We start from the raw sequence: 25,798 nt of genomic DNA, 5'->3' as shown, positions 1-25,798 counted from the left end.
GGGGCTCACCTCTTCCCATCCCGAACAGAGTAGTTAAGCCCGCCTGCGCAGATGGTACTGCAGTTATGTGGGAGAGTATGTCGTCGCCTTTCTTTGAAGAATCCTCATCATTTATTTGATGAGGATTTTTTGTTTATAATATTTTGTAATGGGCTATCCTAGGATCTATACCAAATTGCTCCTGTTCTGTTAAATTAAAGTCAATTACGAGTTTTAAATTATAGTGCGCTAGCCTTTTTAAATGCGAATCTGTATTTTTGTATTCAAATATTATAATTTAGATATGAAAAAAAATATTGTATTGTTGGCATTATTTGTTATTGCAAATTTAAGTGCTCAACAACGCCCTAAGTTGGTAGTAGGTATTGTAGTTGATCAAATGAAAATGGAATATTTATATCGATTTTCAGATGATTTTTCTCCAAATGGATTTAAAAGGTTAATGAATAATGGATATGTTTTTCAGAATATGCATTACAATTATATGCCAACATATACCGCTCCGGGACATGCTTCAATTTATACAGGTACAACGCCTTCTACCCATGGAATTGTAGGTAATGAGTGGTTTAGCAGAACACTTGGAAAAGATATGTACTGTACTGACGATGCAGGAGTGAAAACGGTAGGAGATGGAACAATAGAAGAAGGAGCTATGTCACCGAAAAATCTTCAAAGCACTACAATTACCGATGAAGTGAGAATGGCTACTAATTTTCAAGGAAAAGTAATTGGAATGAGTCTTAAAGATCGCGGGGCAATTTTACCAGCTGGTCATTTCGCAAATTGGGCATTTTGGTATAGTAAAACTGGTGCTTTTATTTCAAGTACTTTTTATGGTGAAAAATTACCGGAATGGGTTACTCAGTTTAATAATGAAAAACATTACATGCCTTACATTAACAAAGGCTGGGATTTATTTAAACCTGCTGCTACTTATAATGAGAGTTTACCTGATAATAATCCTTATGAAGGAAAGTTATATGGAAGTGCAGCACCAGTTTTTCCATACGATTTAAAAACGATGTATGAGAAAAACGATGCCGGAATTATTAGAGCTACTCCTTATGGAAATGATTTATTAGCAGAATTCGCTAAAAAAGCAATTGAAAAAGAAGAATTAGGAAAAGATAATATTACTGATTTTTTAACGGTTAGTTTTTCTTCTACAGATTACGTAGGACATTTACTTGGACCTCGTTCTATGGAACTTCAGGATACTTATTTAAGATTGGATCAAACTATTGCTGACTTTTTAGCTTATTTAGATAAAACAGTTGGCAAAGATAATTATTTATTGTTTTTAACTGCAGATCATGCTGGTGCAGAAAATGTTATCTATTTGAAAGATCGCAAATACAATGTAGATAATTATCCATCAAAAGATGTTAAAAAAAGTCTACAAGACTTCTCTGTTGCGGTATTTGGAGCAGATTTAATTTTAAACTATTCTAATTTCAATCTATATTTCAATAAGCAAATTATTAAAGAGAAAGGTTTAGAGTTATTAAAAGTGAAACAAACCTTTAAGGAATTTTTAACTAGCCAGCCACAAGTAAAAAGAGTTTATACAGAAGAAGAAATTTTAGCGAATTCTGGAAATGATTATTACTTGAATTTTGTGGCAAAAGGATATGATGTCACACAGGATGGTGATATGGTTATTGTTGATAAACCGGGAGATATTGAATATGCAACTACAGGAACTTCGCACGGAACACCTTATAGTTACGATACTCATGTACCAGCTATATTTTTTGGTTGGCATATCAAGAAAGGTGAATCTTATAACAAAAAAGCAATTACTGAAATTGCACCAACAATAGCTCAGAAAATCAAAGTCACTTTCCCAAATGGAACTGAAGCAAAAGTATTGGAGGAAATTCTGGATGAAAAGAAAGATGAAAAAAAATAAGATATTTAGAAACCTGTCATTTTAATTGACAGGTTTTTTTATGCTATAAAAAAAGGCTTTTCAATTAAGAAAAGCCTTTTAAAATTGAGTGTTTAGTAAGCACTTATTTTAATGTTAGCACTATGCGTTTGCTAACACTAATTCTTCGTTGAAAGGTAAATTCCAAGCTTCAGCAACTCCTTTATAAAGGATTTTTCCATTAGCTATATTCAAACCTTTTTTTAATTCTTCATTTTCATTGCAAGCTTTTTCCCATCCTTTGTTAGCCAATTGTACCGCATAAGGTAAAGTAGCATTTGTTAAAGCTAAAGTCGAAGTGTAAGGAACAGCTCCAGGCATATTAGCTACACAATAATGAACAATATCATCAATAATGAAAGTTGGGTTTTCATGAGTTGTTGGTGTGCAAGTTTCAATACATCCACCTTGATCAACCGCAACGTCAACAACAACAGTTCCTGGACGCATTAATTTAAGCATATCACGAGTAATTAAGTGTGGTGCTTTTGCTCCTGGAATCAAAACTGCACCAACGATTAAATCAGCTGTTGCAATTGCTTTTGTAATATTATAGTGATTAGACATTTCTGTATTTACATTTGCAGGCATAATATCGTCTAAATAACGTAAACGTGGCAAACTTAAATCCATAATAGTTACTTGAGCTCCTAAACCAGCAGCCATTTTTGCAGCTTGAGTTCCAACAATTCCTCCTCCTAAGACTAATACTTTAGCTGGTGGAACACCTGGAACACCTCCTAAAAGAATTCCTCTTCCTTTTAATGGTTTTTCAAGATATTTTGCTCCTTGTTGAATAGCCATACGACCAGCAACTTCTGACATTGGAACTAATAATGGTAAACTACGATCTGCTTTTTCTACAGTTTCGTAAGCTAAACATACGGCACCTTTTTCAATCATTGCGTGTGTTAATGGTTCTGATGAAGCAAAGTGAAAGTAAGTGAAAAGTAATTGATCTTTTTTGATTAATGGATATTCAGAAGCAATTGGCTCTTTTACTTTAATAATCATTTCTGCAATTGCATATACTTCTTCAATAGTTCCTATAACTACTGCCCCTGCATTTGCATATTCATCATCACTAAATCCGCTTCCTAAACCTGCAGTTGATTGTACATAAACTGTATGTCCATGTTTTTTCATTTCAGAAACACCAGCTGGAGTTAAAGCTACACGGTTTTCGTTATTTTTAATTTCTTTAGGAACACCTATTATCATTTGTTATATTTTTTTAGTTTTTTGAAATTGTTTTTACAAATTTACTGACAGAGAATATATTATGGATAAACGATGTATAAATAAGAAAATATTATTTTATTTAGTATTTTTACAGAAAAATATTCTTTTTAGGATGTGTTTTTATTCTTTAAAAAGAAAAAATGACTGAATTTCAATTATTATTTATATCGTTTTCGTTATGGCTTTAGATGAAATTGACAAAAAAATCTTACGTCTTTTGCAAGTAGACGCTCACTATACTTTAAAAGATATTGCAAACAAAATAAATTTGTCTTTAACGCCTGTTCATGACAGAGTTAAACGTCTTGAAAAAGAAGGAGTTATAGAGAAGTATGTTTCTATTTTAAACAAGAAAAAACTAGGAAATAATCTAACAGTTTATTGTCAGGTTACGCTAACCAAACAAACCTATGATACTTCTGAAGGTTTTAATCAGTCGATTTTGGATATGCCAGAAGTTGTTGAGTGTAATTATGTATCTGGAAACTTCGATTATATGCTGAAAATTATAATTCCGGATATGGAAAGTTATCATCATTTTCATCAAAAAAAATTATCGGTTTTACCTGAAGTTTCCTTAATCAATACCGTTTTTGTAATTTCCGAGGTAAAAAGTACGACGGTTTTACCTATTTAATTAAAACAAAAAACCATCAAGAAATTTGATGGCTTTAAGAAATAGTTGGTTTTTGGTTTATTTTAGTAGTAAGTAAAACGTCTTACTTTGGCAATATATTTTGCTAGACGAATTACCTGATGGCTATAACCATATTCATTATCATACCAAATATAAAGCACAATGCTTTTTCCGTCTTTAGAAACAATTGTTGCATTACTATCATAAATTGATGGAGCCGAAGTTCCAACAATATCAGAAGAAACAAGTTCATTATTTAATGAATATTTGATTTGTTCTACCAGTTCACCTTCTAAAGCATATTTTTTCATTATTTTATTAATCGCCGGTATTGAGGTTGGTTTTTTAACTTCAAGATTTAATACAACTAAAGAGCCATTCGGAACCGGAACTCTAATTGCATTTGAAGTCAGCTTTCCTTCAAGAGACGGTATTGCTTTTGCAACTGCACTTCCGGCCCCGGTTTCTGTAATAACCATATTTAACGCTGCAGCTCTGCCACGACGATATTTTTTATGCATATTGTCAACCAGATTCTGATCGTTTGTATAAGCATGAATTGTTTCTAAATGACCTTTTACAACTCCTAAACTATCTTCGATAACTTTTAAAACCGGAGTTATAGCATTTGTAGTGCACGATGCTGCCGAAAAAATATCTATTTGATCTGGATTGTATTCATTATGATTTACACCATGAACAATATTCGGAATACCTTTTCCTGGTGCTGTCAATAAAACTTTACTCACCCCATTCGAAGTTAAATGTCTTTTTAAAGCTTCTTCTGTTGTAAAAGCTCCGGTATTATCAATAACTAAAGCATCACTAATTCCATATTCTGTGTAATCAATTTCTTCGGGTGTGTTTGCACTAATAATATGAACGGTTGTTCCGTTAATAATCAAAGCATTATTTTTAGGATCTGTAATTACAGAACCTTGAAAATCACCGTGAATAGAATCATATCGTAATAAGGATGCTCTTTTTTCTAAAATAGAGGAATCGTTTTTATCTCGGGTTACAATTGCTCTCAGGCGCAATTGATTTCCCTTTCCGGTTTTAGACATTAATTCTCTGGCCAATAAACGGCCTATTCTGCCAAAGCCATACAAAACAACATCTTTTGGTTGAATTTCTTTTGTCGATTTGGCTTTTTTCAATTTATCCATTACAAAATACCTTGCATCCGGATATTTCTCTTCTTCCAGATAATATTCGTATGTCAGTTTTCCTAAATCTAATTTTGCAGGTGGAAAGTCTAATGATAAAATAACTTTTGCAATTTCAACAGAATCGAAAATACTGATTGGTTTGCCAACAAATTCTCCTGCATATTGATGTAAATTGATAATATCGCTGACATTTTTATCCAGTAATTGATTTTTAAATAAAACCATTTCGATGGATTTGTCATACCATAAATCACTTATGATTTTGATTAATTCGACGCCAGCTCTTCTTCGGTCGACTTGTAATGATACCTCTTTTTGGTACAAAGATTTTTTACTCATAATTGATTGAATTGAAAAAATAAAATGCTCACTATTTTAAAATTTTGCGCAAAAGTATCCATTTCAATCGATTTCGTAAACTATTTTAGGATTTATTTTAAAATAAAAAAAGAGCCACCTTAATTCTAAGATGGCTCTTTGATGACTGGATTATGAATAGTTTTCAATCGCAGTCTTAGTTTTTAGTTTTTCACACTGAAGGCTAAGACTGATAACTGCAACTAAATAATTATTCTTAATATTTCGCCGTTTTTATTGATCATTTCAATTCGGACACTTTGTCCTTCATCTTTTTTACTTAATAGTTTAGAAACAGTTTCAACATTTGTTGCTTTTACATTATCAATACTCAAAATGATATTGCCTTGTAATTCGTTTTGATATTGCGCTAAATTCTCATTGGTAATATTTTTAATTTTTACTCCATAATCAATTCTGAATTTCTTTTTATCTGCGGAATCAATATTTTCTAATTCGATTCCTTTAAATTCAGTACTAAAAAATTCATTTTTGCTTAAAGTCACCGGAACTGTTTTTGTTTGTCCGTCTTTCATATAAGTAACTTTGATAACATCATTTGGTCTTTTCGTGTTAATATAACCTGAAAGATCAGCATAAGTTGCAATGTTCTGGTCATCCAGTTTTACAATAATATCACCTTTAGTAAGACCCGCTTTTTCAGCTCCTGAATTTTTAGAAACTTTACTAATGTAAAAGCCCTGTGTTTGAGTAATTCCCAATTCTTTTGAAGCTGTGCTATTTAATTCACCACCTTCAACACCTAAAATTCCTCTTTGAACATTTCCAAATTCCATAATATCCTCAATAATTTTACGGGCATTATTTGATGGAACAGCAAAAGAATATCCAACATAAGATCCTGTCATTGAAGAAATCATAGTATTAATACCAATTAACTCACCACGTGTGTTAACTAAAGCACCACCACTGTTTCCGGGATTTACGGCAGCATCAGTCTGAATGAATGATTGTATTCCGCTTGTGTCTAAGTTTCTGGCTTTTGCTGAAACAATTCCAGCGGTTACAGTAGAGGTCAAATTATATGGGTTTCCGACTGCCAAAACCCATTCACCAACTTTTACACTGTCAGAATTGGCAAAAGCAGAGTAAGGAAGTTTTTCATCAGCATCAATTTTTAATAAAGCAATATCCATTTTAGAATCAGTACCAATTAATTTTGCTTTATAAGATTTTTTGTTGTTCAGCGTAATTTCAATTTCTGTTGCATCTTTAATAACGTGATTGTTGGTTACGATATAACCATCTTCAGAAATAATAACACCAGAACCGGTTCCTACTTGTTCCTGTTGTTGCTGTCCTCCGTAACCATAGAAAAATTCCATCATCGGATTACTAACCGTTCTGCGCGACACATTTTTTACGTGTACAACAGTGTGAATTGTTTTATCTGCCGCTTCGGTAAAGTCAACTGTTTCGGCGGCTAAACCAACATTTTTTCCATATGAGTTGGGGGCAAGAGTTACAACAGAATTTCCTTTTTCAAAAAAAGAATTGTTACTCTCAAATAATAACTTGTATGCACCAAGAGTAGTAGCACCACTCATTAATGATACTAAAAATAAGGTTGAAAATCTTTTCATAATTAGAATATAGGTTTAAGTTATTTACACGTAAAATTAATTGAAAAAATTATTTAGTAAAATGGTTTAACGCTCTTTAACAATGATTAACATTTCATTAATTAATAGTTCGTACTTTTGTACTTATTAATACAGTAAAAATGCAGATAGAATTTTATAAATATCAAGGTACGGGCAATGATTTTGTAATGATTGACAATCGTACTAATTTTTTCCCAAAAGAAGATATCAAATTAATAGAGCGTTTATGCGACAGACGTTTTGGGATCGGCGCAGACGGATTAATTTTGTTAGAAAACGATTCTGAAACCGATTTTAAAATGGTTTATTATAATTCTGACGGAAATCAAAGCTCGATGTGTGGTAATGGTGGACGTTGTCTAGTTGCATTTGCCAATCAATTAGGCGTTATTGACAATAAGACAACTTTTATTGCTACAGATGGTTTGCATCACGCATCAGTAGGGGATGATGCTATTGTTTCTCTGCAAATGATTGATGTTGATGAAGTTCAGAAAAAAGATTCTTATACTTTTTTAAATACAGGTTCTCCACATCATGTTCAAATTGTAGAGGATTTGGAGCATTATAATGTAAAAGAAAATGGAGCAGCAATTCGTTATGGCGAATTATACGGAGAAAAAGGAAGTAACATTAATTTTGTTAAAAAAGTGGATGATAGTACTTTTTCACTTCGTACTTACGAAAGGGGTGTTGAAGATGAAACTCTTGCTTGCGGAACTGGAGCAACTGCCGTTGCTATTGCTATGAATGCGACTGGACAAACGGACAAAACTTCAATTAACTTAAATGTTGAAGGTGGAAAATTAGTAGTTTCTTTTGACAAAATGGGAGATCATTTTTCTAATGTTTTCTTGACCGGACCAACAAAATTTGTTTTTAAAGGTACAATTGAAATTTAATCAAAATGTCAGTCTGAGCGGAGTCGAAGACAAATTCCAATTTTAAAATCCCAAATTCCAAATCTGCTGCTTAAATCTACAGTTTAAAATCTTAAATCTAAAATTAATGATCACACTCAAAGGCGATTCTGTTTATCTGCGTGCATTAGAACCTAATGATTTAGAGTTTGTATATGCGATGGAAAATGATCAGAGTATCTGGGAAGTCAGCAATACACAAACACCATATAGTCGTTTTTTGGTTCGCCAATATCTTGAAAATGCACATCAGGATATTTATGAAGCAAAACAGCTGCGTTTGGCAATTTGTCAGGACGAAGATTTTCCTGCTATAGGATTGATTGATTTATTTGAATTTGATCCGAAAAATAACAGAGCAGGGATTGGAATTGTTATTCAAAATAAACAAAACAGAAACCAAAATATTGGTTCTGAGGCATTAGAGTTGTTAATCAAATATTCTTTTCATAATTTAAACGTGCATCAATTATATGCAAATATTAATGTAGGAAATGTAGCGAGTATAGCTCTTTTTACTAAATTTGGGTTTGAGAAAATAGGAATTAAAAAAGATTGGATTTTGCTAAATGGCCACTATCAAGATGAAGCAATTTTTCAGTTAATTAACAAACAAATTTAAATTTTTAGCTTTGAGTATAAAAAAAATCATCACATTAAGTGCCGTAGCCGTAATTTCAGTTTTAATAATTTACGGATTTATTTTAATTAGCAGAATTTTTAGTGCCAATACTAAATTCGAAGAAAAAGAAGTTTACGTATATGTTCCAACCGGAGCTAATTATACAGATGTAAAAAAAATATTAGAACCTTATCTTAAGAATTACGATAATTTTGAAATGGTAGCTAATAAAAGAAGCTATCCTGAAAACGTAAAATCAGGTCGTTTTTTACTTAAAAAAGACATGAATAATATTGACTTGGTTCGTGCTATGCGATCCAATGTTCCGGTTAAACTAGCTTTTAACAATCAGGAACGCCTGGAGAATTTTGCAGGAAGAGTAGGCGCTGAAATTGAAGCTGATAGTTTATCATTAATGAAAGCCATAAAAGATTCTACTTTTTTAAAAGAAAATGGTTTTAATGAAGAGAACGTTTTTGCCATGTTTATTCCAAATACTTATGAAGTTTACTGGAATACATCTGCAGTGAAATTCCGTGATAAGATGATCAAGGAATACCATAATTTCTGGACAGCAGAAAGGATTGCAAAAGCAGAAAAACAAGGTTTAACACCGGTTCAGGTAACAATTTTAGCTTCTATTGTTCATAAAGAATCTGTAAAAAAGGATGAAAGACCGCGCATTGCGGGAGTTTATTTAAACAGATTGCGTTTAGCGATGCCTTTACAAGCAGATCCAACCGTTATTTATGCATTAAAACTAAAAGCGAACGATTTTGATCAGGTTATAAAAAGAGTTTTCTATAATGACTTGATTATGAAATCGCCATATAATACTTATGTAAATATTGGACTTCCACCAGGACCAATTGCAATGCCAGACATTACGGCTCTGGAAGCTGTTTTAAATCCTGAAAAGCATGATTATATTTATTTCTGTGCAAGTGTAGATCGTTTTGGTTATCATGAATTTGCTTCAACTTATGAGCAGCATCAGGTAAATGCAAAAAAATACTCAGACTGGATCGCTAGTCAGGGAGTAACGAGATAAAAAAAATATAAAACACATCTAAAGAACCGAAGTTAAAAGCTTCGGTTTTTTTATTTCAATATTTGTCTTTGTGAACTTTCTTTTTTAGGTGTAAGTTTTAATGTGTTTTAATTGAAAATGGCAATTAATTAATGCTGAATTTGCTCTTTTATTAAGAAGGTTAATTTAATAACCTTTTCACTTCGATTTTTTAACCTAAAAATCAGATAATTTTTTGCCCAAACATTCAAATTAAGTCAAAAATGCTCTAAATACTGTAGGTTTTTTATTTCAATTTTAACAAAATTGCTAAAAATTTGATAAAAATGACGTTTTTGAAGATTTTTTTTTAGCCATTTAGCAGCTTAATTTAATTTTTATCGAACGCCCGAAAAGTGCATCAATAAAGGGATGAAAGGGAATTTTAGATTTTTTTAAAACTACTAAAATATTGAAAATCAGCATTATTTTGTATTTCTTATCTTTGCACCGTAGAAATTTCAAAAGGGTGACAGCGTTTTGAAGAAAAACAATTTATGATAAAGAAATGGTATTATTACACAAGTTTAATCGTTATTATTACATTTTTAAGCCTGGGGTTTAAACCCTTTAATCTAAAAACCAAACCTTGGTTTTTAATAGAAAAAACAGATGGATCTGAATACTCCCTTCCATCTCAAGACAAGGATGATTATCCTGTTGAAAAAAACTTAAACATTCCCTACACCGGAAATCATCTTATAGGTTTTAAAGAAGCAGTTGCTTTTAAAGAATCTCAGGGAAAATACCGAAAAGTAAATTCTCTTGGTTACATGGGGAAATACCAATTTGGTTCTAAAGCTTTGAGAGCCATCGGTGTGAAAAACAACAAAGAATTCCTAAAAGATCCCGCTTTACAAGAAAAAGCCTTTATTGCATTATTATCTATCAATAAATGGATTTTGCGTAATGAAATTGAAAGGTATGAAGGGAAAACCATTAACGGTGTCGAAATTACAGAATCAGGAATTTTAGCTGCTGCGCATTTAGGTGGCGCGGGATCAGTAAAAAACTTCTTTAGAAACAAAGGGAACAGACATTTTAGAGATGCTTACGGCACTTCGTTAAGAAGTTATATGAAAGCCTTTGGAGGTTATGATCTTTCTTATATTGAAGCAGACAGCAACGCAACAATACACGATTAAAAAGAATTGTAAAAGTAAAAAATCCCGATTATTCGGGATTTTTTTATGACTGTTTTTAATCAATTAATATTTCTAAAATTTTAATGGCAGCTTCACTGATTTTAGTTCCGGGACCAAAAATAGCAACAGCTCCGGCGTCAAATAAATATTGATAATCTTGTGCCGGAATCACGCCGCCTACAATCACCATAATATCTTCTCTGCCATGCTTTTTTAGTTCTTCAATAACTTGCGGAACCAATGTTTTATGTCCGGCTGCTAAAGATGAAACACCTAAGATATGTACGTCATTTTCGACCGCTTGTTTTGCGGCTTCTGCAGGAGTTTGAAATAACGGGCCAATATCAACATCAAAACCAACATCAGCATAACCAGTTGCTACCACTTTTGCGCCTCGGTCATGACCATCTTGTCCCATTTTGGCAATCATAATTCGGGGACGTCTTCCTTCTTGTTTTGCAAAAGCATTAGCTAATTGCTTGGCTTTTTCAAAATTTTCGTCGTTTTTTATTGCTGCACTATACACACCGCTAAAGGATTTAATTTGTGCTTTGAACCTTCCAAAAACAGTTTCAAGGGCATCGCTTATTTCCCCTAAAGTTGCCCTGTTTCGGGCAGCTTCAACAGCAATTTCAAGCAAGTTGCCTTCTTTGGTTTTAGCACAAAGAATTAATTTTTCGAGTGATTTATTTACTTCTTCTGTATTTCTTTTCGACTTTATTTCCTCCAATCGATCAATTTGCTGTTTGCGAACCATTTGATTGTCTACATCCAAAATATGCAAAGGATCTTCTTTTTCTAATCGATATTGATTTACACCAACAATAATATCTTGTCCGCTATCAATTCTGGCTTGTTTTCTTGCGGCGGCTTCCTCAATTCTAAGTTTTGGAATTCCGGCTTCAATGGCTTTTGTCATTCCGCCTAATTCTTCGACTTCCTCGATAAGTTTCCAGGTACTTTCAAGAATCTCGTTAGTCAAACTTTCGACATAATAGCTACCAGCCCAAGGATCTACAGTTTTGGTGATTTTGGTTTCTTCCTGTAAATATATTTGAGTATTACGTGCAATTCTGGCAGAAAAATCAGTTGGCAAAGCGATGGCTTCGTCAAGTGCATTTGTATGCAAAGATTGCGTTCCGCCAAAAGCTGCTGCCGTAGCTTCGATACAAGTTCTTGCAACATTATTAAAAGGATCTTGTTCTGTTAAGCTCCATCCGCTCGTTTGACAATGTGTTCTTAATGCCAGAGATTTATCACTTTTAGGATTAAACTGCTGCAGCAATTTTGCCCAAATCATTCGTCCGGCACGCATTTTTGCAATCTCCATAAAATGATTCATACCAATCGCCCAAAAGAAAGATAGGCGGGGAGCAAAGTCGTCAATTGACATTCCTGTTGATAATCCGGTTCTAATGTATTCCAATCCATCGGCCAAAGTATAAGCTAATTCAATATCGGCTGTTGCTCCGGCTTCCTGCATATGATAACCGGAAATAGAGATAGAATTGAATTTTGGCATTTTTTTGCTTGTAAATTCAAAAATATCAGCAATAATCTTCATCGAAGGAGTTGGCGGATAGATATAAGTATTTCGAACCATAAACTCTTTCAAAATGTCATTTTGAATCGTTCCTGAAAGTTTTTCAATGGCAACACCTTGTTCTTCTGCAGCAACAATATAAAACGCCATAATAGGCAAAACGGCACCATTCATTGTCATTGAAACCGACATTTCGTCTAATGGAATCTGATCAAAAAGCACTTTCATATCTTCAACAGAATCTATGGCAACGCCAGCTTTTCCAACATCACCAACAACTCTCTCATGATCAGAGTCGTAACCCCGATGCGTTGGCAAATCAAATGCTATGGATAATCCTTTTTGACCTGCTGCAAGATTTCTTCTGTAAAAAGCATTACTTTCTTCAGCTGTCGAAAATCCGGCATATTGGCGAATTGTCCACGGACGTCTCACATACATTGTAGCGTAAGGGCCGCGCAAATTGGGTGCAAAACCAGCCCCAAAATCAAGAAACTCTAAATCTTCAATATCTTTTTCAGAATAGGTTTTCTTGAGTTCAATTCCTTCCGCAGTAAAGAAGTTGTCAGTCAAATCTTCGGGCTTTTGACTTTCGACTTTCGACTTTTGACTATTTAAATTAATATGTTTTAGGTCTTTTCTTATCATTGAAATACTCTTTGAGTAGGTTATTAATTACTTCGAAAAATGATTATTCTTGTTCAAGGCGTTCCTGTTCTAGCTTTTCAGCTAATCTTTTTTCTATAATGGGCGTAATTAATGTTTTTCTTGGCTTTATTTTTACAAAAGGAAACAATTCTAAATCATGTTTCATTTTGTCCTCTTTATTTGGGTATTTATTTGTGCCAAGTAAAACTTCTTTTTTAGCATCAAACAACTCTTGTTCTTTATTGGCGCTTTCCTGAATTTTCTTTTTGATTGTTCCGTCGTTCAAAAGTTTTAGGAAACCTCCATTAGCTTCAATATCTTTAAATAAAGTCAAACTTTTTTCTGCCAATTGTGTCGTTAAACTTTCGATATAATAACTTCCGTCGGCAGGATTGTTTACTTTGTCAAAATAACTTTCGTGTTTTAAAACCAATAATTGATTGCGGGCAATTCGATCGCCAAATTCGTTGTCTTTATGGTACAAAGAATCATAAGGTAAATTAGCAACCGCATCTGCACCGCCCAAAATAGCCGACATGCATTCTGTCGTTGTACGAAGCATATTGACATTATAATCGTAAATTGTTTTGTTGCGTTTGGTCGGTGTCACTAATAAATGACAATCTAAATCGGGATTGTATTCAGCAGCAATTAATTTAAAAAGCATTCGCAAAGCACGAAGTTTTGCAATTTCGAAGAAATAATTAGTTCCTACGGAAACCTGAAAAACAACAGGTTTAGAAATATCAGGCAAACGATTCAGATATTCATTGGCGTGAGCCAGACTATAAGCGATTTGCTGCGTAATATTTGCACCTGCATTTTGATACAAACCCAAATCGATACTTAGTAAAGAAAGATTGGTAGTTGCTTTTGAAATTTTTTCAATCGTTTCAAAATTATTTTTATCAGATGTTGTAAACCAGTTCCCTTCTCGCGCAAAATGACCAATGGGATCTAAATTACAGTAAAAAGTTGCTTTTTTCTGAATCGAAATGGTATCTAATAATTTTACGAAATCGATTGAAATAAATTTGAAATTAAAGTAAACGGTTCTATTTTCTAAAGGAAGATTTTCTAATAATTTCTGAATATCAATTTTTTCGTTTTCGATGGTGAAACGTAAACTTTCAGCACCTCTTTCGATAGTGTTTATGGCTCTTTGAATTGATTTTTCAATATCATAAACAAAGATATTTTGGCAAATCTTAAAATTTGAAGCACTTGTTTTTACAGAAGCAGTTTTAAAGAATTCGTCTCTGTGATAAAATGGTTTTACCTGAATATCTTCGGGAGAATTCCAAATTACGGTTTCGTTATAATCAGCTCCATCTAATTCAAACTGAATTTTTTGTTTCCATTGTTTGGATGAAATCGGATTAAAATCGTCGAAAAGGGTAGTAGCCATTTGGTGTTTTTTTCTGATTATTCTTTATCTTGAATAGTGTCTCCTTCAAAGTGAATGATGTAAATATCCTCGCTGTCTTTTTTCATGAAATATTTTTCGCGGGCATATTTTTCTATTTGCTCAGGATTTTTTAATTGTTTGATTTGTTCCTGATCCTTTTTAATTTCCTCTTTGTAATAACTTTTATTGTCTTCGAGTTCATTAATTTGATTGTCTAAAAAGCGATGATCAAAATAGGAGTAATTGTCTAAAAATAACATCCAGACCACAAAAAAAAGTAAAACCCAGACATATTTATTGCCTAGAAATTTAAACCAAGATTTGTCTTTATATGGATTTTTCATTTTAGTTTTCAATTTTACCCGATAGTGAGAGCAAGTCACGATCGCTATCGGGATTATGGAATAAATTTACGATAAAAATTATGAAATTCGCTGATTAATTACAGCACGAACCACATCAATAGCAACAGTATTGTATTTGTCATTTGGTATGATAATATCAGCAAAAGCTTTAGATGGTTCTATAAATTGCTCATGCATAGGTTTTAATGTGTTTTGATAACGAGTTAAAACTTCATCAATATCACGGCCTCTTTCAGAAATATCACGTTTCAAGCGACGAATTAATCTTTCGTCAGAATCTGCGTGAACATATACTTTGACATCAAAAAGCTCACGAAGTTCCGGATTGGTCAAAATCAAAATCCCTTCAACAATCATAACTTTTCTAGGATGCGTAGAAACCGTATCGTCAGTTCTGTTGTGCTGAATAAAAGAATAAACCGGCTGATCAATAGTTTCGCCTTCTTTTAATGCTTTTAAATGTTTTACCAGCAATTCAAAATCAATAGCGCGCGGATGATCAAAATTTATTAATGCTCTTTCGTCAAACGACAAATTATGGGTTTCTTTATAGTATGAATCCTGAGAAATTACACCCACTTCAGTGTCTGGTAATTCATTCATAATCTGGTGTACTACCGTTGTTTTTCCACTTCCTGTTCCTCCTGCAATTCCAATAATGAGCATAAATTTGGTGTTATATATTTATTCGGCAAAAATAATAATTTAACTGAATTGTCTCAACATATTATTTATTTAAACCATATAAGTAACAGAAGTAAAATTAAGCAACAAGATATTTAGTGAAAATACTTCTTGGTTAAACTTATATTGCTTATATGGTTAAAAAGATATTATTTATATGGTGAAAAGCGTAAAAAAAATCCCGAAAGTAAACCTTCGGGATTTGTGCAATCAGTATAGTTTTAATAAAATATTCTGAATTTAGTAAGCACTTGTAATTATTTATTCTTTTTTGCTTTTATCATCATTTCAAGCTGATCCCAAAGTTCCTCAGGAATTGCTTCTAATAAATTAAATTGTCCTGCGCCTTTCAGCCATTCGCCGCCATCAATTGTAATAACATCTCCATTTACATAAGCTGAAAAATCAGAAACCAAATAAGCAGCTAAATTGGCCAATTCCTGATGATCACCTACACGTTTTAATGGTACTTTTTTGGCCATATCAAATTTCTCGGCAAGATCTCCAGGTAATAATCTGTCCCATGCACCCTTAGTTGGGAAAGGTCCCGGAGCGATTGCATTAGAACGAATTCCGTATTTAGCCCATTCCACTGCAAGACTTCTTGTCATAGCCAAAACCCCGGCTTTTGCTGTAGCACTTGGCACAACATACGCAGAACCAGTCCAGGCATAAGTAGTAACAATGTTCAAAATCGTAGCCGATTTTTGTTTACTGTCAATCCAGTGCTTTCCAAAAGCAAGCGTACAGTTTTTCGAACCCTTAAGTACGATATCTATAACAGTATCAAATGCATTTGCAGATAAACGTTCTGTTGGAGAAATGAAATTTCCTGCTGCATTGTTTAAAAGAACATCTACTTTTCCGAAAGCTTTTAAAACTTCCTGAAGCATATTTTCTACTTCTTCATAATGTCGAACATCACATTGAAGCGGTAAACATTTTCCGCCAGTTTCAGTTTCAAGTTCAGTAGCAGTATTTTTTAGCTTTTCTAAATCTCTCGAAGTAATCGCTACCTGAGCTCCTAATTCTAAAAAATATTTAGTCATTGCTTTTCCTAAACCGCTTCCGCCGCCTGTAACCACTATAACTTTGCCCTTTAAAGCATCGTCGCGTAACATTTTATCTGTATAACTCATACTTTTCTTTTTTACAATATTAATTAAATAAAATAGGATGCGCGCATAATATTGTTATAAAATTTTAAAAAACTTTATATTTTGCATAATTTTTTTGCTGCAGATTCTAGTGTAAAATCATCTTTGGCAAAACAAAAACGTATTAATTTTTGGTCTTTGTGATCAGAATAAAAAGTTGAAATAGGAATCGCGGCAACGCCATGATCAGTAATTAGTTTTTTGCAAAAAGTGACATCATCTTCATCTGATATGCTGGCATATGAAGCGACCTGAAAATAAGTTCCCTCACAGGGTTTTAATTCAAATCGGCTGTTTTGAAGCAATTTTTGAAAATAATCGCGTTTTTCCTGATAGAATTTTCCAAGTAAATTTACATCGACAATATTTAAATACTGACTAATCGCAATCTGTGAAATACTATTTACACTAAAAACCAAAAATTGATGTACTTTTTTAATTTCTTTCATTAAATATTCCGGAGCTACAGTATAGCCAATTTTCCAGCCCGTAATATGAAATGATTTTCCAAAAGAAGAAACCATAATGCAGCGATCTAAAAGAAAACTTTTAGTATGTGCAGAAATATGTTTTTCTTCAAAAGTAATGTATTCGTAAACTTCATCAGATAAAACAAGAAGGTCAGGATATTTTGAAAGCAATTTTTCCAGTTGCAAAAAATCATTTTGAGTCAGGATTTTCCCCGTTGGATTATGCGGATTATTGATAATAATCATTTTCGTTTTTTCCGAACACGCCTTTTCAATCGTTTCCCAATTTGGGGTATAGTCGTCATTTAAAGCAACCCTGACAGGTTTTGCGTAACAAAGTAAAACCGGAGATTCATACGAATCATAACTCGGATCTAAAATAACCACTTCATCGTCAGTTTTAACCAAAGCCAAAATCGAAGTAAAAATTCCCTGAGTAGCGCCGGCCGTTACCAAAATTTCTGTTTCAGGATCAATTGTTCTGTTATAAGAACTTTGAACCAATTTTGAAATCTGGTTTAGCAAAGGAGGATAACCCGACATTGGGGTATATTGATGCACATTTTCTTTGGCAAGTTTTGCAATAATATCTGTTAATCTTTCATCAACAGGAAAATTAGGAAATCCCTGCGAAAGATTAATTGCATTATATTCAGATGCCATTTTAGACATTACCGTGAATATGCTTGTAGTTATGTTGGGAAGTTTACTCATTATAAAGTTTAATTAAGGAAAAACTTGTGAGCGAAATAGAAGATATGTCTAGCTTACAGTTATCAGTCCGGCATTTAAAGTTCTCACTTCTTTATTTTTATGTTTGCCGGGATTCCATTTTGGAGCTAATTTGATAACTCGAAGAGCTTCGTCGCCAGTGCCATATCCAAGGTCTCTTAATATTTTTATATCCCTTAATGAACCATCTTTTTCGATGATAAAAGTAAAATAGATTTTTCCTCTCATTTTCGGTTTGTCTGCTGGCTTGATAAAATTTTTATCAAGAAAACTATTAAACACAGCTACGCCGCCAGGAAATTCAGGTTTTTCATCTACACCTTGAGTATTATAAACTAAATTTTCATTATTTATGTCTGACACTTCATCCACGTTAGGTTTTCCAACTTCTTTAGTTGTTTGTGAAAATGTAATTTGGGCAAAGCAAATCAAGATCAGAAGCAGAAACTTTTTCATAACGGATGGTTTTAAGATTTACATTTTATGAAGGATAAAAATTGTTGGTCGATTATGCAAATCAATCTTAATTTTTTTCCAGTCGGCAACGCGCATTGTTTTAATAAATTCTGTAGGTAGCGTAATATCTGTTGCAATACAAAGATGTGTTGCAGGGTTTAAAATTTGTAAAAGATCTTCAACCAGTTTATTGTTTCTGTATGGTGTTTCAATAAAAATTTGTGATTGATTTTTATCCTGAGATAGTTTCTCAAAATGCTTTAAAGCCGATTTTTTCTCGTCTTTATCAATTGGCAAATATCCGTTGAAAGTAAAACTTTGGCCATTCATTCCAGAAGCCATCATTGCTAATAATATAGAAGAAGGACCAACCAAAGGCACAACCTGAATTCCTTTTTCGTGGGCTAATTTTACAATTACAGCACCTGGATCTGCAACTCCCGGACAGCCGGCTTCGCTCATTAAACCCATATTTTTTCCTTCTAATAAAGGTTTAATAAAATCTAAATGCTCGCTTGGTTCAGTACGTTTATTCAAAGTAAAAAGAACAAGTTCGGACTGTTTTTTTTCAGGATAAACTGCTTTTATTGACTTTCTTGCGGTTTTATCATTTTCAACAATATAATAATCTATAAGTTCAATACTTCTTTTTACTGTTTGCGGTAAAACATCCATCGGATCGCTTTCGCCCATAGTAGTTGGAATTAAATACAATTTTCCTTGAAGTTTCATGTGTTGTATATTATAGATTATAAAATGAAAAATTTTCAATTATTACGCAATGAATAATTGAAAATAAATAAGTTAAGAATGTTTTTCGATGAGTTTCTTTGCAATGATATCTGTTACTTCATCCAGCATTTGATAAACAGTATCAAAACCGTTAGAAACGCCAAAGTAAGGATCGGGTACATCTACATTTTCATCTGGAAATAATTCATTTAGAATTAAATGAACTTTATTTTTATGTTCTGGTGTTTTGGCAAGATGGATAACATCACGATAATTCGAATTGTCCATTACATATATATAGTCAAATTCGTCAAAATCAGAAATTTTAAATTGTCTTCCTTTTTGGCCATCAATGCACAAACCATTTTTTTGAGCAACGGCTATAGAACGTTTATCTGGCGAATGACCTACATGCCAGGAACCGGTTCCGGCCGAATCAACAATAAATTTTTCGTTTTGTAGTTTTGATGCTAAAATACCTTCGGCCAAAGGCGATCTGCAGATATTTCCCAAACAAACCATTAAAATTTTTACTGGCATGATGCGCGTTTATAGCGTTAATTTTTTGTTGATGTCTTCTACAAATTTCTTGAATTGTTTGTCTGTCGAAACTAAATTGTCAACTGTTTTGCAAGCGTGTAATACGGTAGCATGATCGCGATCTCCAATTTGCGAACCAATGTTTGCCAAAGAAGCTTTAGTAAATTTCTTTGCAAAAAACATAGCCAATTGTCTCGCCTGAACCACGTGTCTTTTTCTTGTTTTAGATTGAAGTGTTTCAATATCCAATTGAAAATAATCTGACACAATTTTTTGAATATAATCGATAGAGATTTCTCTCTTTACGTTTTTAACAAATTTCTCTACAACGCTTTTAGCCAACTCAATTGTAACTTCTTTTTTATTGAAAGAAGATTGTGCGATTAAGGAAATAATTGCACCTTCAAGTTCACGAACATTGGTTTTGATATTGCGTGCAACATATTCAATAATGTCTTCCGGTATTTCAACACCATCGCGGTATAGAATGTTTTTTAAGATCGAAATACGAGTTTCGTAATCAGGTTGGTGTAACTCTGCAGATAATCCCCATTTAAAACGAGAAAGCAAACGTTGCTCAATATCCTGCATATCAACAGGAGCTTTATCCGAAGTTAAAATTACCTGTTTTCCGTTTTGGTGCAGATAATTGAAAATATGGAAAAATACGTCCTGAGTTCCTGATTTTCCTGATAAAAACTGAACATCATCAATTATTAAAACGTCGATTAACTGATAAAAGTGAATGAAATCATTACGATTATTCTTTTTTACAGAATCAATATATTGTTGTGTGAAAATTTCGGCAGAAATATATAAAACCGTTTTTTCAGGATATTTATCTTTTACTTCAACACCAATAGCATGTGCTAAGTGTGTTTTTCCTAAACCAACTCCACCAAAAATCAATAACGGATTAAATGAAGTTCCTCCAGGTTTATTGGCTACAGCCATACCTGCAGAACGAGCCAAACGGTTTGAATCTCCTTCTAAGAAATTATCAAAACTGTAGTTTGCATTTAACTGCGATTCAATTTTTAAATTTCTAATTCCCGGAATTACAAACGGATTTTTAAGTTCTGGATTTAAGTTTTTAAACGGAGCATCAACCTCTTGCGGTTTCATTGGCACTCTGTTGGCACTTGGCAACTGTTCGGTAAACGGTTGTTTATTGCCATAAGTGTTTTCCATTTTAATTTTATAGAGTAACTTTGCGTTTTTTCCCAGTTCTTTGGTAAGCGCAACTTTCAATAATTTAACGTAATGCTCTTCGAGCCATTCGTAGAAAAATTTACTTGGTACCTGAATATATAACGCGTTGTCGGTTAGCTCAACTGATTTGATTGGTTCAAACCAAGTTTTATAGGCTTGATCTTGAATATTGTCTTTTATAAAGGACAAACAGTTTTCCCATACCGATTGAGCAGTTTTAGTCATAAATTCAGATAAATTTTTTTATTATTGATAAAGATTCTCCTAATAAAAAAGGAGCAATTTTATTCCGTATTTCGGGATAACAAATATGTGAACAAATTTCTGTAAAAAAAAATATTTTGCCCTCTAATTTTATAAAAAAATGTTGTAAGGCGGCTTTTGAAAATTAATTTTTTTTAATATATAAATAATGAAAAATCATCAAACGCAAGTGCGTGTTCGTTACTCTGAAACTGATCAAATGGGAGTCGTTTATCACGGAAATTACATCCCTTATTTTGAGATAGGACGCGTGGAATGGCTTAGAAATAAAGGGATTTCGTATAAAAGCATGGAAGAAAGCGGAATTGGATTGCCAATTGTTTCAATGCAAATAAATTATAAAAAATCGGCCCGTTACGATGAGCTTCTTACAATTCATACAACTTTCAAAAGTCAGTCTTCTGTTAAGATTGAATTTGACTGTGCAATCTATAATGAAGCGAATGAGTTATTAACAACTGCGGTGTTTATTTTAGTATTTATTTCGTTAAAAACAGGTCGCCCAACAGCTCCTCCGGATTATATTTTAGAATTATTTAAAACGCTTGTATAATTGTTAAAACGCACTGTGTTTTTATATCAAATTATATAATTTTGATGTCGATTTCAAACATTAAATCAAAAATGTCGAATATCATTTCGGCATTTTTTTTTCGCGTTTTTGTACTAATTTTTCCAATTGGCAAACCTGATTCTTCATCAATTTCCATTTCCTGAGAAACAATTTCAAGCTTCTTTTCTTTAATTACCCGCATTACTTTATTCATGTTTTTATAATCAAAAGAAATTAAAAAATGCACATCAATTGTTTTTTCTACAATTTCACAAACTTCCAATGTCATTTGTGCTGTTGTTTTGTAAGCTGCAATTAATCCGCCAACGCCTAATTTTATTCCGCCAAAAATGCGAACAACCACTACAAGAACGTTAGTCAGGCCAAAAGATTGTATTTGTCCGTAAATTGGTGCTCCGGCCGTGTTGCTTGGTTCGCCATCATCATTAGCTCGATAAGAAATTTTTGGAGCCGTACCAATTTGATATGCATAACAATAATGTACCGCATGCGGATGCTGCTTTTTTAAGTTTTCGATAATAGGTTTTACGGCATCCTCATTTTCGATAGGAAAAGCATAACCAAAGAACTTACTTCCTTTTTCCTTAAAAAGTACTTCCTCAGATTCTAAAGCAATGGTTTGATACGTATCGTTATATTCCAAAAGTATATTTCTAAATTATGTTTATTGTTTTTTTACTGAGTTAATTTTACCGCAAAGTTCGCGAAGGTTTTATTGTTAGTTGTCTGTTTGCAAGCTTTGAAAGTTCGCAAAGCTAAATCATACAAAGCTTTGCGAACTTTGTATTCTTAATTCGTTAAAATCTTGGTGAACTTTGCGTATCCCGATAGCTATCGGGATTGCGTCTTTGCGGTAAATTCTCGCCAAATTCACTTTACTACAATATTTTTTTATCAAATAAATCCACGACATCTTCCTGGCCCACTTGTAAATTCCAGACATGAAGACCTAAAGCTGCGGCGGCATCTGTGTTTTCTTTTTTATCATCTACAAACAAAGTTCTTTTTGGAGATAATTCGTGTTTGTTAATAATGTATTGATAAGCTTCAGGATTTGGTTTTCGTTTTCCAATTTCAAATGAAAAATAAACCTTTTCAAAGCATTGGTAAAAATCGCTGTAGAATGAAATCCCGGTTGTATTTTGAAAAGTTTCAATATGAATAGAATCGGTATTGCTCAATAAAAACAAACGGTATTTTTTCGAAAGCATTTGCAGAAATTCTAATCGGTACAAAGGAAAATCAGCCAAAACGGCATTCCATGCCTGCAGGATTTCTTCTTTAGAGGCATTTGGAAGCTGTTCCTGAAAACCTGCCAAAAAATCATCATACGAAATATCTCCCGTTTCAAACAAAAGATTTAATCGGTCAAATTCAGAATTCCATTCCGTCATTCCTAATTTCTGTAATCCCGAAATAGTGGCTTGTTTATCTAAATTGATAAAAATATCTCCAAAGTCAAAAATTATAGTATCAATCATGATTTCTAACGTATATTAATTCATCGTCCTGAATGAAAGTTTTGGTTGTATTTTTCTTCGAAATGATTGGAGCTTTAGTTCCTTTTTCAAAAGAAGTTTTTCCGATAAAAATTCTCGCTTCATCCCAAACGTTTTCATCTATAAAAGATTGTAAGGTTTTTAAACCGCCTTCAATAATAATCGATTGAATTTGATTTTGATATAAAACATCTAAAATCTGCTGAATTATATTCTGATCAAAATCAATTATTTCAAAAGTTGTGTTTTCTGTAGAAGAGTTGCTTTCAGATTTTGTAAATACAATCGTTTTTACGCTGTCATCAAAAATAAAACTGTCTTTAGAAATTCTATTATTTTGATCTAAAACTACTCTCACCGGATTATTACCAGCCCAATCTCTTGTGTTCAATTTTGGATTGTCATCAATAACCGTCTGTGTTCCCACTAAAATTGACTGTTCCTCACTTCGCCACTTATGAACCAATTGTCTCGAATATTGATTGGTAATCCAAACTGGTTTTCTGCCCTGGTTTATATCTTTTTCGGGCGCTAAAAAACCATCCTGACTTTCCGCCCATTTCAAAATAATATAAGGCCTTTTTTTATTATGAAAAGTAAAAAAGCGTTTATTGAGTTCGTTGCATTCTTTTTCTAAAACGCCAACCGTAACATTGGCTCCGGCGGCAATTAATTTCCTGATTCCGTTTCCGGCTACTTTTTCATTGGGATCGACAGTTCCCACTACAACATTCGGAATTTCATTTGCAATAATTAAATCACAGCACGGAGGCGTTTTTCCAAAATGACTGCAAGGTTCTAAACTCACATAAATTGTTGCTTTTTTTAAAAGTGATTTGTCTTTTACAGATCGAACGGCATTGACTTCGGCGTGAGGTTCTCCGGCTTTTTTATGCCATCCTTCGCCAATAATTCTATCTTCATAAACGATTACACTTCCCACCATCGGGTTTGGATATGTAGTTCCAAAGCCATTTCGGGCCAATTCAATGCAACGCTTTATGTATTTCTCATGTATATTCACTTTACAAAAGTAGTTATTTTTGCCTTTATTGTCGATAGATTTGGTATAGTTGTGAAACATTCTGATTTGTTATAAAACTATCGGAAAAGTATTTCTACTTTTGTAATATATCAGACGAATTTGAAATATGGAAAATTGGATTATCAGAAGAATTATAAAAGAAGACAATCAGGCAGTTGCCCAATTAATAAGATCGGTTTTTGACGAAATGGAAATTCCGAAAGTAGGAACAGCTTATGCAGATCCGTATTTAGATTTGATGTTTGAAGAATATAACAAACCACAATCTGTTTATTTTGTTGTGGAAAATGAAGGTGAAATTGTAGGCTGTTCCGGCATTGCGCCTTTAGAAAATGGTGATCCAAAAATTTGCGAATTGCAAAAGATGTATTTTTTGCCTAAAACCCGTGGATTAGGAATTGGAAGTGAAATGATGGAAAAATGCCTGTCGCAGGCCAGAGATTTTGGCTTTGAGAAATGTTATATAGAGACGATGCCTTTTATGCATGCCGCTCAAAAATTATATAAAAAATCAGGTTTTGAGTATTTAGATGCTCCGTTAGGTTGTACTGGACATAGTTCTTGTCCGGTTTGGATGTTGAAGGAATTGTAAAATAAGATTGTAACAATTTTTAATTTGCACTACTTATTGTAGAACAGGGTTGGATTTAGCTAAAAAATGCTCAAAACGAAATGAGAATCAAACAATATAGAACTCAATTTATAAAAGAACTTTCTCCTTTTTATGATGCTTATGAAGCAGAGAGTTTTTTTTATTTAATATTAGAAAATAAACACAAGCTTAGGCAAATTGATTTGGCGCTCAATCATGAATTAACTTTTTCAGATGCTGATCTTGCTATTTGGGGTGGTTTTTTAAACGAGCTGAAAAAAGAAGTTCCGATTCAGTATTTACTTGGGAAAACAAATTTTTATGGGTTGGATTTTGAAGTAAATGAAAATGTTTTGATTCCGAGACCCGAAACGGAAGAATTGGTCGAATGGATTATTAATGAAAACAAAGAAGGGAAATCTAAAAAAATAAAAATTTTAGATATCGGAACCGGTAGTGGGTGTATTGCAATTTCTTTGGCAAAAAATCTCCCAAATGCCGAAGTTTACGGAATCGATGTTTCAAAAAAAGCGATAGAAACCGCAAAAAGGAATGCCATCAATAACAATGTAGATGTTACTTTTATGTATCAGAATATTTTAGATACAGATGTGCTTACCTGTAATTTTGATATTATTGTTTCTAATCCGCCTTATGTTCGTAACTTAGAAAAAGAAGAAATCAAAAAAAATGTCTTGGATTACGAACCGCATTTAGCACTTTTTGTAGATGATAACGATGCTTTGATTTTTTATAGAAAAATAGCTGCTTTGGCAAAAAGCGGACTTAAAGATAAGGGGCAATTATTTTTTGAAATCAATCAGTATTTAGGAAATGAAATGACTGATTTACTGGAGAAAATGGATTTTAAAAACATCGAATTAAGAAAAGATATTTACGATAATGACCGTATGATTTCCTGCAAGGTTTCTAAAAACTTGTAGGTATAGAACTATAGTTTATAAATGAAAACAACTATAAAGAATAACTACGATTCATCTCAAATGTCTGAAAAGATAGATATTATAATTCCTTCTGAAAATTCATCAAGTTTAAGGGTTTCATATGTTGATTTCAAATTTGATGAATATCCGAACCACGATTTAACTGTAAAAATATTTCTCAATGAAGATATTGATGAATTAATAGAGTTTA

At 32.9% G+C, this 25,798-nt stretch carries 25 protein-coding genes and 1 rRNA gene; 10 read left to right on the top strand and 16 right to left on the bottom strand.

Annotated elements, in window-relative coordinates; all coding sequences use genetic code 11:
• Both rrf and pafA read left to right on the top strand, forming a co-directional pair.
• A 5S ribosomal RNA gene (gene rrf, locus BUE22_RS13755) occupies window positions 1-92 on the top strand; the annotation flags it as partial.
• A 191-nt stretch (window positions 93-283) separates the two neighbouring features.
• Window positions 284-1,915, top strand: coding sequence for an alkaline phosphatase PafA (gene pafA / locus BUE22_RS13750; RefSeq protein WP_073395489.1), 1,632 nt, complete (start codon window positions 284-286; stop codon window positions 1,913-1,915).
• Between the two features lie 120 nt (window positions 1,916-2,035).
• Here the strand turns inward: pafA and ald are convergent, their stop codons facing one another.
• Window positions 2,036-3,154 carry an alanine dehydrogenase gene (gene ald / locus BUE22_RS13745; protein ID WP_073395488.1) on the bottom strand — a complete coding sequence of 373 codons (1,119 nt, stop codon included), beginning with the start codon at window positions 3,152-3,154 and terminating at the stop codon, window positions 2,036-2,038.
• 199 nt (window positions 3,155-3,353) lie between these two features.
• On the opposite strand from ald, the gene BUE22_RS13740 reads away from it, so the two are divergent.
• A complete protein-coding gene (locus BUE22_RS13740; protein ID WP_073395487.1) occupies window positions 3,354-3,812 on the top strand; it encodes an Lrp/AsnC family transcriptional regulator in 459 nt (152 codons plus the stop codon).
• A gap of 62 nt (window positions 3,813-3,874) precedes the next feature.
• Here BUE22_RS13740 and BUE22_RS13735 read toward each other — a convergent pair whose 3' ends face one another.
• Window positions 3,875-5,323, bottom strand: coding sequence for a glyceraldehyde-3-phosphate dehydrogenase (locus BUE22_RS13735; protein ID WP_073395486.1), 1,449 nt, complete (start codon window positions 5,321-5,323; stop codon window positions 3,875-3,877).
• Between the two features lie 221 nt (window positions 5,324-5,544).
• The gene (locus BUE22_RS13730; protein WP_073395485.1) at window positions 5,545-6,945 is read right to left on the bottom strand and encodes a S1C family serine protease; all 1,401 of its coding nucleotides are present in this window, start codon (window positions 6,943-6,945) and stop codon (window positions 5,545-5,547) included.
• A gap of 140 nt (window positions 6,946-7,085) precedes the next feature.
• On the opposite strand from BUE22_RS13730, the gene dapF reads away from it, so the two are divergent.
• From dapF to BUE22_RS13710, 4 genes are all read left to right on the top strand, one after another.
• Entirely contained in the window at window positions 7,086-7,868 is a 783-nt protein-coding gene (gene dapF, locus BUE22_RS13725) for a diaminopimelate epimerase (protein ID WP_073395484.1), read from the top strand.
• A gap of 106 nt (window positions 7,869-7,974) precedes the next feature.
• Window positions 7,975-8,508 carry a GNAT family N-acetyltransferase gene (locus tag BUE22_RS13720; protein ID WP_073395483.1) on the top strand — a complete coding sequence of 178 codons (534 nt, stop codon included), beginning with the start codon at window positions 7,975-7,977 and terminating at the stop codon, window positions 8,506-8,508.
• 10 nt (window positions 8,509-8,518) lie between these two features.
• On the top strand, window positions 8,519-9,559 hold the full coding sequence (mltG, locus tag BUE22_RS13715; protein WP_073395482.1) for an endolytic transglycosylase MltG: 1,041 nt from the start codon (window positions 8,519-8,521) through the stop codon (window positions 9,557-9,559).
• A 515-nt stretch (window positions 9,560-10,074) separates the two neighbouring features.
• A complete protein-coding gene (locus tag BUE22_RS13710) occupies window positions 10,075-10,722 on the top strand; it encodes a hypothetical protein (protein WP_042565125.1) in 648 nt (215 codons plus the stop codon).
• Window positions 10,723-10,777: 55 nt separating this feature from the next.
• Here BUE22_RS13710 and scpA read toward each other — a convergent pair whose 3' ends face one another.
• From scpA to dnaA, 10 genes are all read right to left on the bottom strand, one after another.
• Window positions 10,778-12,913, bottom strand: a complete 2,136-nt coding sequence (gene scpA, locus BUE22_RS13705) for a methylmalonyl-CoA mutase (protein WP_073395481.1) — start codon at window positions 12,911-12,913, stop codon at window positions 10,778-10,780.
• Between the two features lie 43 nt (window positions 12,914-12,956).
• On the bottom strand, window positions 12,957-14,321 hold the full coding sequence (locus BUE22_RS13700; protein ID WP_073395480.1) for a methylmalonyl-CoA mutase subunit beta: 1,365 nt from the start codon (window positions 14,319-14,321) through the stop codon (window positions 12,957-12,959).
• A 17-nt stretch (window positions 14,322-14,338) separates the two neighbouring features.
• The gene (locus BUE22_RS13695) at window positions 14,339-14,665 is read right to left on the bottom strand and encodes an FtsB family cell division protein (protein WP_042565130.1); all 327 of its coding nucleotides are present in this window, start codon (window positions 14,663-14,665) and stop codon (window positions 14,339-14,341) included.
• A 78-nt stretch (window positions 14,666-14,743) separates the two neighbouring features.
• On the bottom strand, window positions 14,744-15,352 hold the full coding sequence (udk, locus tag BUE22_RS13690; RefSeq protein WP_042565131.1) for a uridine kinase: 609 nt from the start codon (window positions 15,350-15,352) through the stop codon (window positions 14,744-14,746).
• A 275-nt stretch (window positions 15,353-15,627) separates the two neighbouring features.
• On the bottom strand, window positions 15,628-16,509 hold the full coding sequence (locus BUE22_RS13685) for an SDR family oxidoreductase (RefSeq protein WP_073395479.1): 882 nt from the start codon (window positions 16,507-16,509) through the stop codon (window positions 15,628-15,630).
• Between the two features lie 74 nt (window positions 16,510-16,583).
• On the bottom strand, window positions 16,584-17,711 hold the full coding sequence (locus tag BUE22_RS13680) for a methionine aminotransferase (RefSeq protein ID WP_073395478.1): 1,128 nt from the start codon (window positions 17,709-17,711) through the stop codon (window positions 16,584-16,586).
• 48 nt (window positions 17,712-17,759) lie between these two features.
• Window positions 17,760-18,185: an energy transducer TonB gene (locus tag BUE22_RS13675; RefSeq protein ID WP_073395477.1), complete on the bottom strand. Its 426-nt coding sequence runs from the start codon at window positions 18,183-18,185 to the stop codon at window positions 17,760-17,762.
• Between the two features lie 18 nt (window positions 18,186-18,203).
• A complete protein-coding gene (locus BUE22_RS13670) occupies window positions 18,204-18,917 on the bottom strand; it encodes an SAM-dependent methyltransferase (RefSeq protein ID WP_073395476.1) in 714 nt (237 codons plus the stop codon).
• A gap of 72 nt (window positions 18,918-18,989) precedes the next feature.
• The gene (locus tag BUE22_RS13665; protein WP_042565135.1) at window positions 18,990-19,457 is read right to left on the bottom strand and encodes a low molecular weight protein-tyrosine-phosphatase; all 468 of its coding nucleotides are present in this window, start codon (window positions 19,455-19,457) and stop codon (window positions 18,990-18,992) included.
• A gap of 9 nt (window positions 19,458-19,466) precedes the next feature.
• Window positions 19,467-20,894: a chromosomal replication initiator protein DnaA gene (dnaA, locus tag BUE22_RS13660; RefSeq protein WP_042565136.1), complete on the bottom strand. Its 1,428-nt coding sequence runs from the start codon at window positions 20,892-20,894 to the stop codon at window positions 19,467-19,469.
• Window positions 20,895-21,081: 187 nt separating this feature from the next.
• On the opposite strand from dnaA, the gene BUE22_RS13655 reads away from it, so the two are divergent.
• Complete coding sequence (locus BUE22_RS13655; protein WP_042565137.1) at window positions 21,082-21,486, top strand: acyl-CoA thioesterase; 405 nt, start codon at window positions 21,082-21,084, stop codon at window positions 21,484-21,486.
• Between the two features lie 31 nt (window positions 21,487-21,517).
• Here BUE22_RS13655 and BUE22_RS13650 read toward each other — a convergent pair whose 3' ends face one another.
• From BUE22_RS13650 to ribD, 3 genes are all read right to left on the bottom strand, one after another.
• Window positions 21,518-22,150, bottom strand: coding sequence for an IMPACT family protein (locus BUE22_RS13650; protein WP_073395475.1), 633 nt, complete (start codon window positions 22,148-22,150; stop codon window positions 21,518-21,520).
• Between the two features lie 235 nt (window positions 22,151-22,385).
• Window positions 22,386-22,988 (bottom strand): HAD family hydrolase, encoded by a 603-nt coding sequence (locus BUE22_RS13645; RefSeq protein WP_073395474.1) that lies wholly within the window; start codon window positions 22,986-22,988, stop codon window positions 22,386-22,388.
• The gene (ribD, locus tag BUE22_RS13640; protein ID WP_073395523.1) at window positions 22,981-24,030 is read right to left on the bottom strand and encodes a bifunctional diaminohydroxyphosphoribosylaminopyrimidine deaminase/5-amino-6-(5-phosphoribosylamino)uracil reductase RibD; all 1,050 of its coding nucleotides are present in this window, start codon (window positions 24,028-24,030) and stop codon (window positions 22,981-22,983) included. The genes BUE22_RS13645 and ribD overlap by 8 nt, the downstream gene beginning before the upstream one ends.
• 127 nt (window positions 24,031-24,157) lie before the next feature.
• On the opposite strand from ribD, the gene BUE22_RS13635 reads away from it, so the two are divergent.
• Window positions 24,158-24,643, top strand: coding sequence for a GNAT family N-acetyltransferase (locus BUE22_RS13635; RefSeq protein ID WP_073395473.1), 486 nt, complete (start codon window positions 24,158-24,160; stop codon window positions 24,641-24,643).
• An 80-nt stretch (window positions 24,644-24,723) separates the two neighbouring features.
• Window positions 24,724-25,587 (top strand): peptide chain release factor N(5)-glutamine methyltransferase, encoded by an 864-nt coding sequence (gene prmC / locus BUE22_RS13630; protein WP_042565141.1) that lies wholly within the window; start codon window positions 24,724-24,726, stop codon window positions 25,585-25,587.
• The last annotated feature ends 211 nt before the right edge of the window (window positions 25,588-25,798 follow it).

Source organism: Flavobacterium pectinovorum (assembly GCF_900142715.1).
Lineage (GTDB): Bacteria > Bacteroidota > Bacteroidia > Flavobacteriales > Flavobacteriaceae > Flavobacterium > Flavobacterium pectinovorum.
Note: the sequence above shows the minus strand (reverse complement) of the source record. Positions and strands in the feature narration are given on the sequence as shown.

Excerpts from the sequence above, each read along its gene's own strand:
- BUE22_RS13695 (WP_042565130.1), bottom strand. The coding sequence starts at position 14,665 with ATGAAAAATCCATATAAAGACAAATCTTGGTTTAAATTTCTAGGCAAT.
- BUE22_RS13720 (WP_073395483.1), top strand. The coding sequence starts at position 7,975 with ATGATCACACTCAAAGGCGATTCTGTTTATCTGCGTGCATTAGAACCT.
- prmC (WP_042565141.1), top strand. The coding sequence starts at position 24,724 with ATGAGAATCAAACAATATAGAACTCAATTTATAAAAGAACTTTCTCCT.
- BUE22_RS13680 (WP_073395478.1), bottom strand. The coding sequence starts at position 17,711 with ATGAGTAAACTTCCCAACATAACTACAAGCATATTCACGGTAATGTCT.
- BUE22_RS13740 (WP_073395487.1), top strand. The coding sequence starts at position 3,354 with ATGGCTTTAGATGAAATTGACAAAAAAATCTTACGTCTTTTGCAAGTA.
- BUE22_RS13685 (WP_073395479.1), bottom strand. The coding sequence starts at position 16,509 with ATGAGTTATACAGATAAAATGTTACGCGACGATGCTTTAAAGGGCAAA.
- dapF (WP_073395484.1), top strand. The coding sequence starts at position 7,086 with ATGCAGATAGAATTTTATAAATATCAAGGTACGGGCAATGATTTTGTA.
- scpA (WP_073395481.1), bottom strand. The coding sequence starts at position 12,913 with ATGATAAGAAAAGACCTAAAACATATTAATTTAAATAGTCAAAAGTCG.
- pafA (WP_073395489.1), top strand. The coding sequence starts at position 284 with ATGAAAAAAAATATTGTATTGTTGGCATTATTTGTTATTGCAAATTTA.
- BUE22_RS13635 (WP_073395473.1), top strand. The coding sequence starts at position 24,158 with ATGGAAAATTGGATTATCAGAAGAATTATAAAAGAAGACAATCAGGCA.
- ald (WP_073395488.1), bottom strand. The coding sequence starts at position 3,154 with ATGATAATAGGTGTTCCTAAAGAAATTAAAAATAACGAAAACCGTGTA.
- BUE22_RS13670 (WP_073395476.1), bottom strand. The coding sequence starts at position 18,917 with ATGAAACTTCAAGGAAAATTGTATTTAATTCCAACTACTATGGGCGAA.
- udk (WP_042565131.1), bottom strand. The coding sequence starts at position 15,352 with ATGCTCATTATTGGAATTGCAGGAGGAACAGGAAGTGGAAAAACAACG.
- dnaA (WP_042565136.1), bottom strand. The coding sequence starts at position 20,894 with ATGACTAAAACTGCTCAATCGGTATGGGAAAACTGTTTGTCCTTTATA.
- BUE22_RS13655 (WP_042565137.1), top strand. The coding sequence starts at position 21,082 with ATGAAAAATCATCAAACGCAAGTGCGTGTTCGTTACTCTGAAACTGAT.
- BUE22_RS13675 (WP_073395477.1), bottom strand. The coding sequence starts at position 18,185 with ATGAAAAAGTTTCTGCTTCTGATCTTGATTTGCTTTGCCCAAATTACA.
- BUE22_RS13730 (WP_073395485.1), bottom strand. The coding sequence starts at position 6,945 with ATGAAAAGATTTTCAACCTTATTTTTAGTATCATTAATGAGTGGTGCT.
- BUE22_RS13735 (WP_073395486.1), bottom strand. The coding sequence starts at position 5,323 with ATGAGTAAAAAATCTTTGTACCAAAAAGAGGTATCATTACAAGTCGAC.
- BUE22_RS13700 (WP_073395480.1), bottom strand. The coding sequence starts at position 14,321 with ATGGCTACTACCCTTTTCGACGATTTTAATCCGATTTCATCCAAACAA.
- BUE22_RS13645 (WP_073395474.1), bottom strand. The coding sequence starts at position 22,988 with ATGATTGATACTATAATTTTTGACTTTGGAGATATTTTTATCAATTTA.
- BUE22_RS13710 (WP_042565125.1), top strand. The coding sequence starts at position 10,075 with ATGATAAAGAAATGGTATTATTACACAAGTTTAATCGTTATTATTACA.
- BUE22_RS13665 (WP_042565135.1), bottom strand. The coding sequence starts at position 19,457 with ATGCCAGTAAAAATTTTAATGGTTTGTTTGGGAAATATCTGCAGATCG.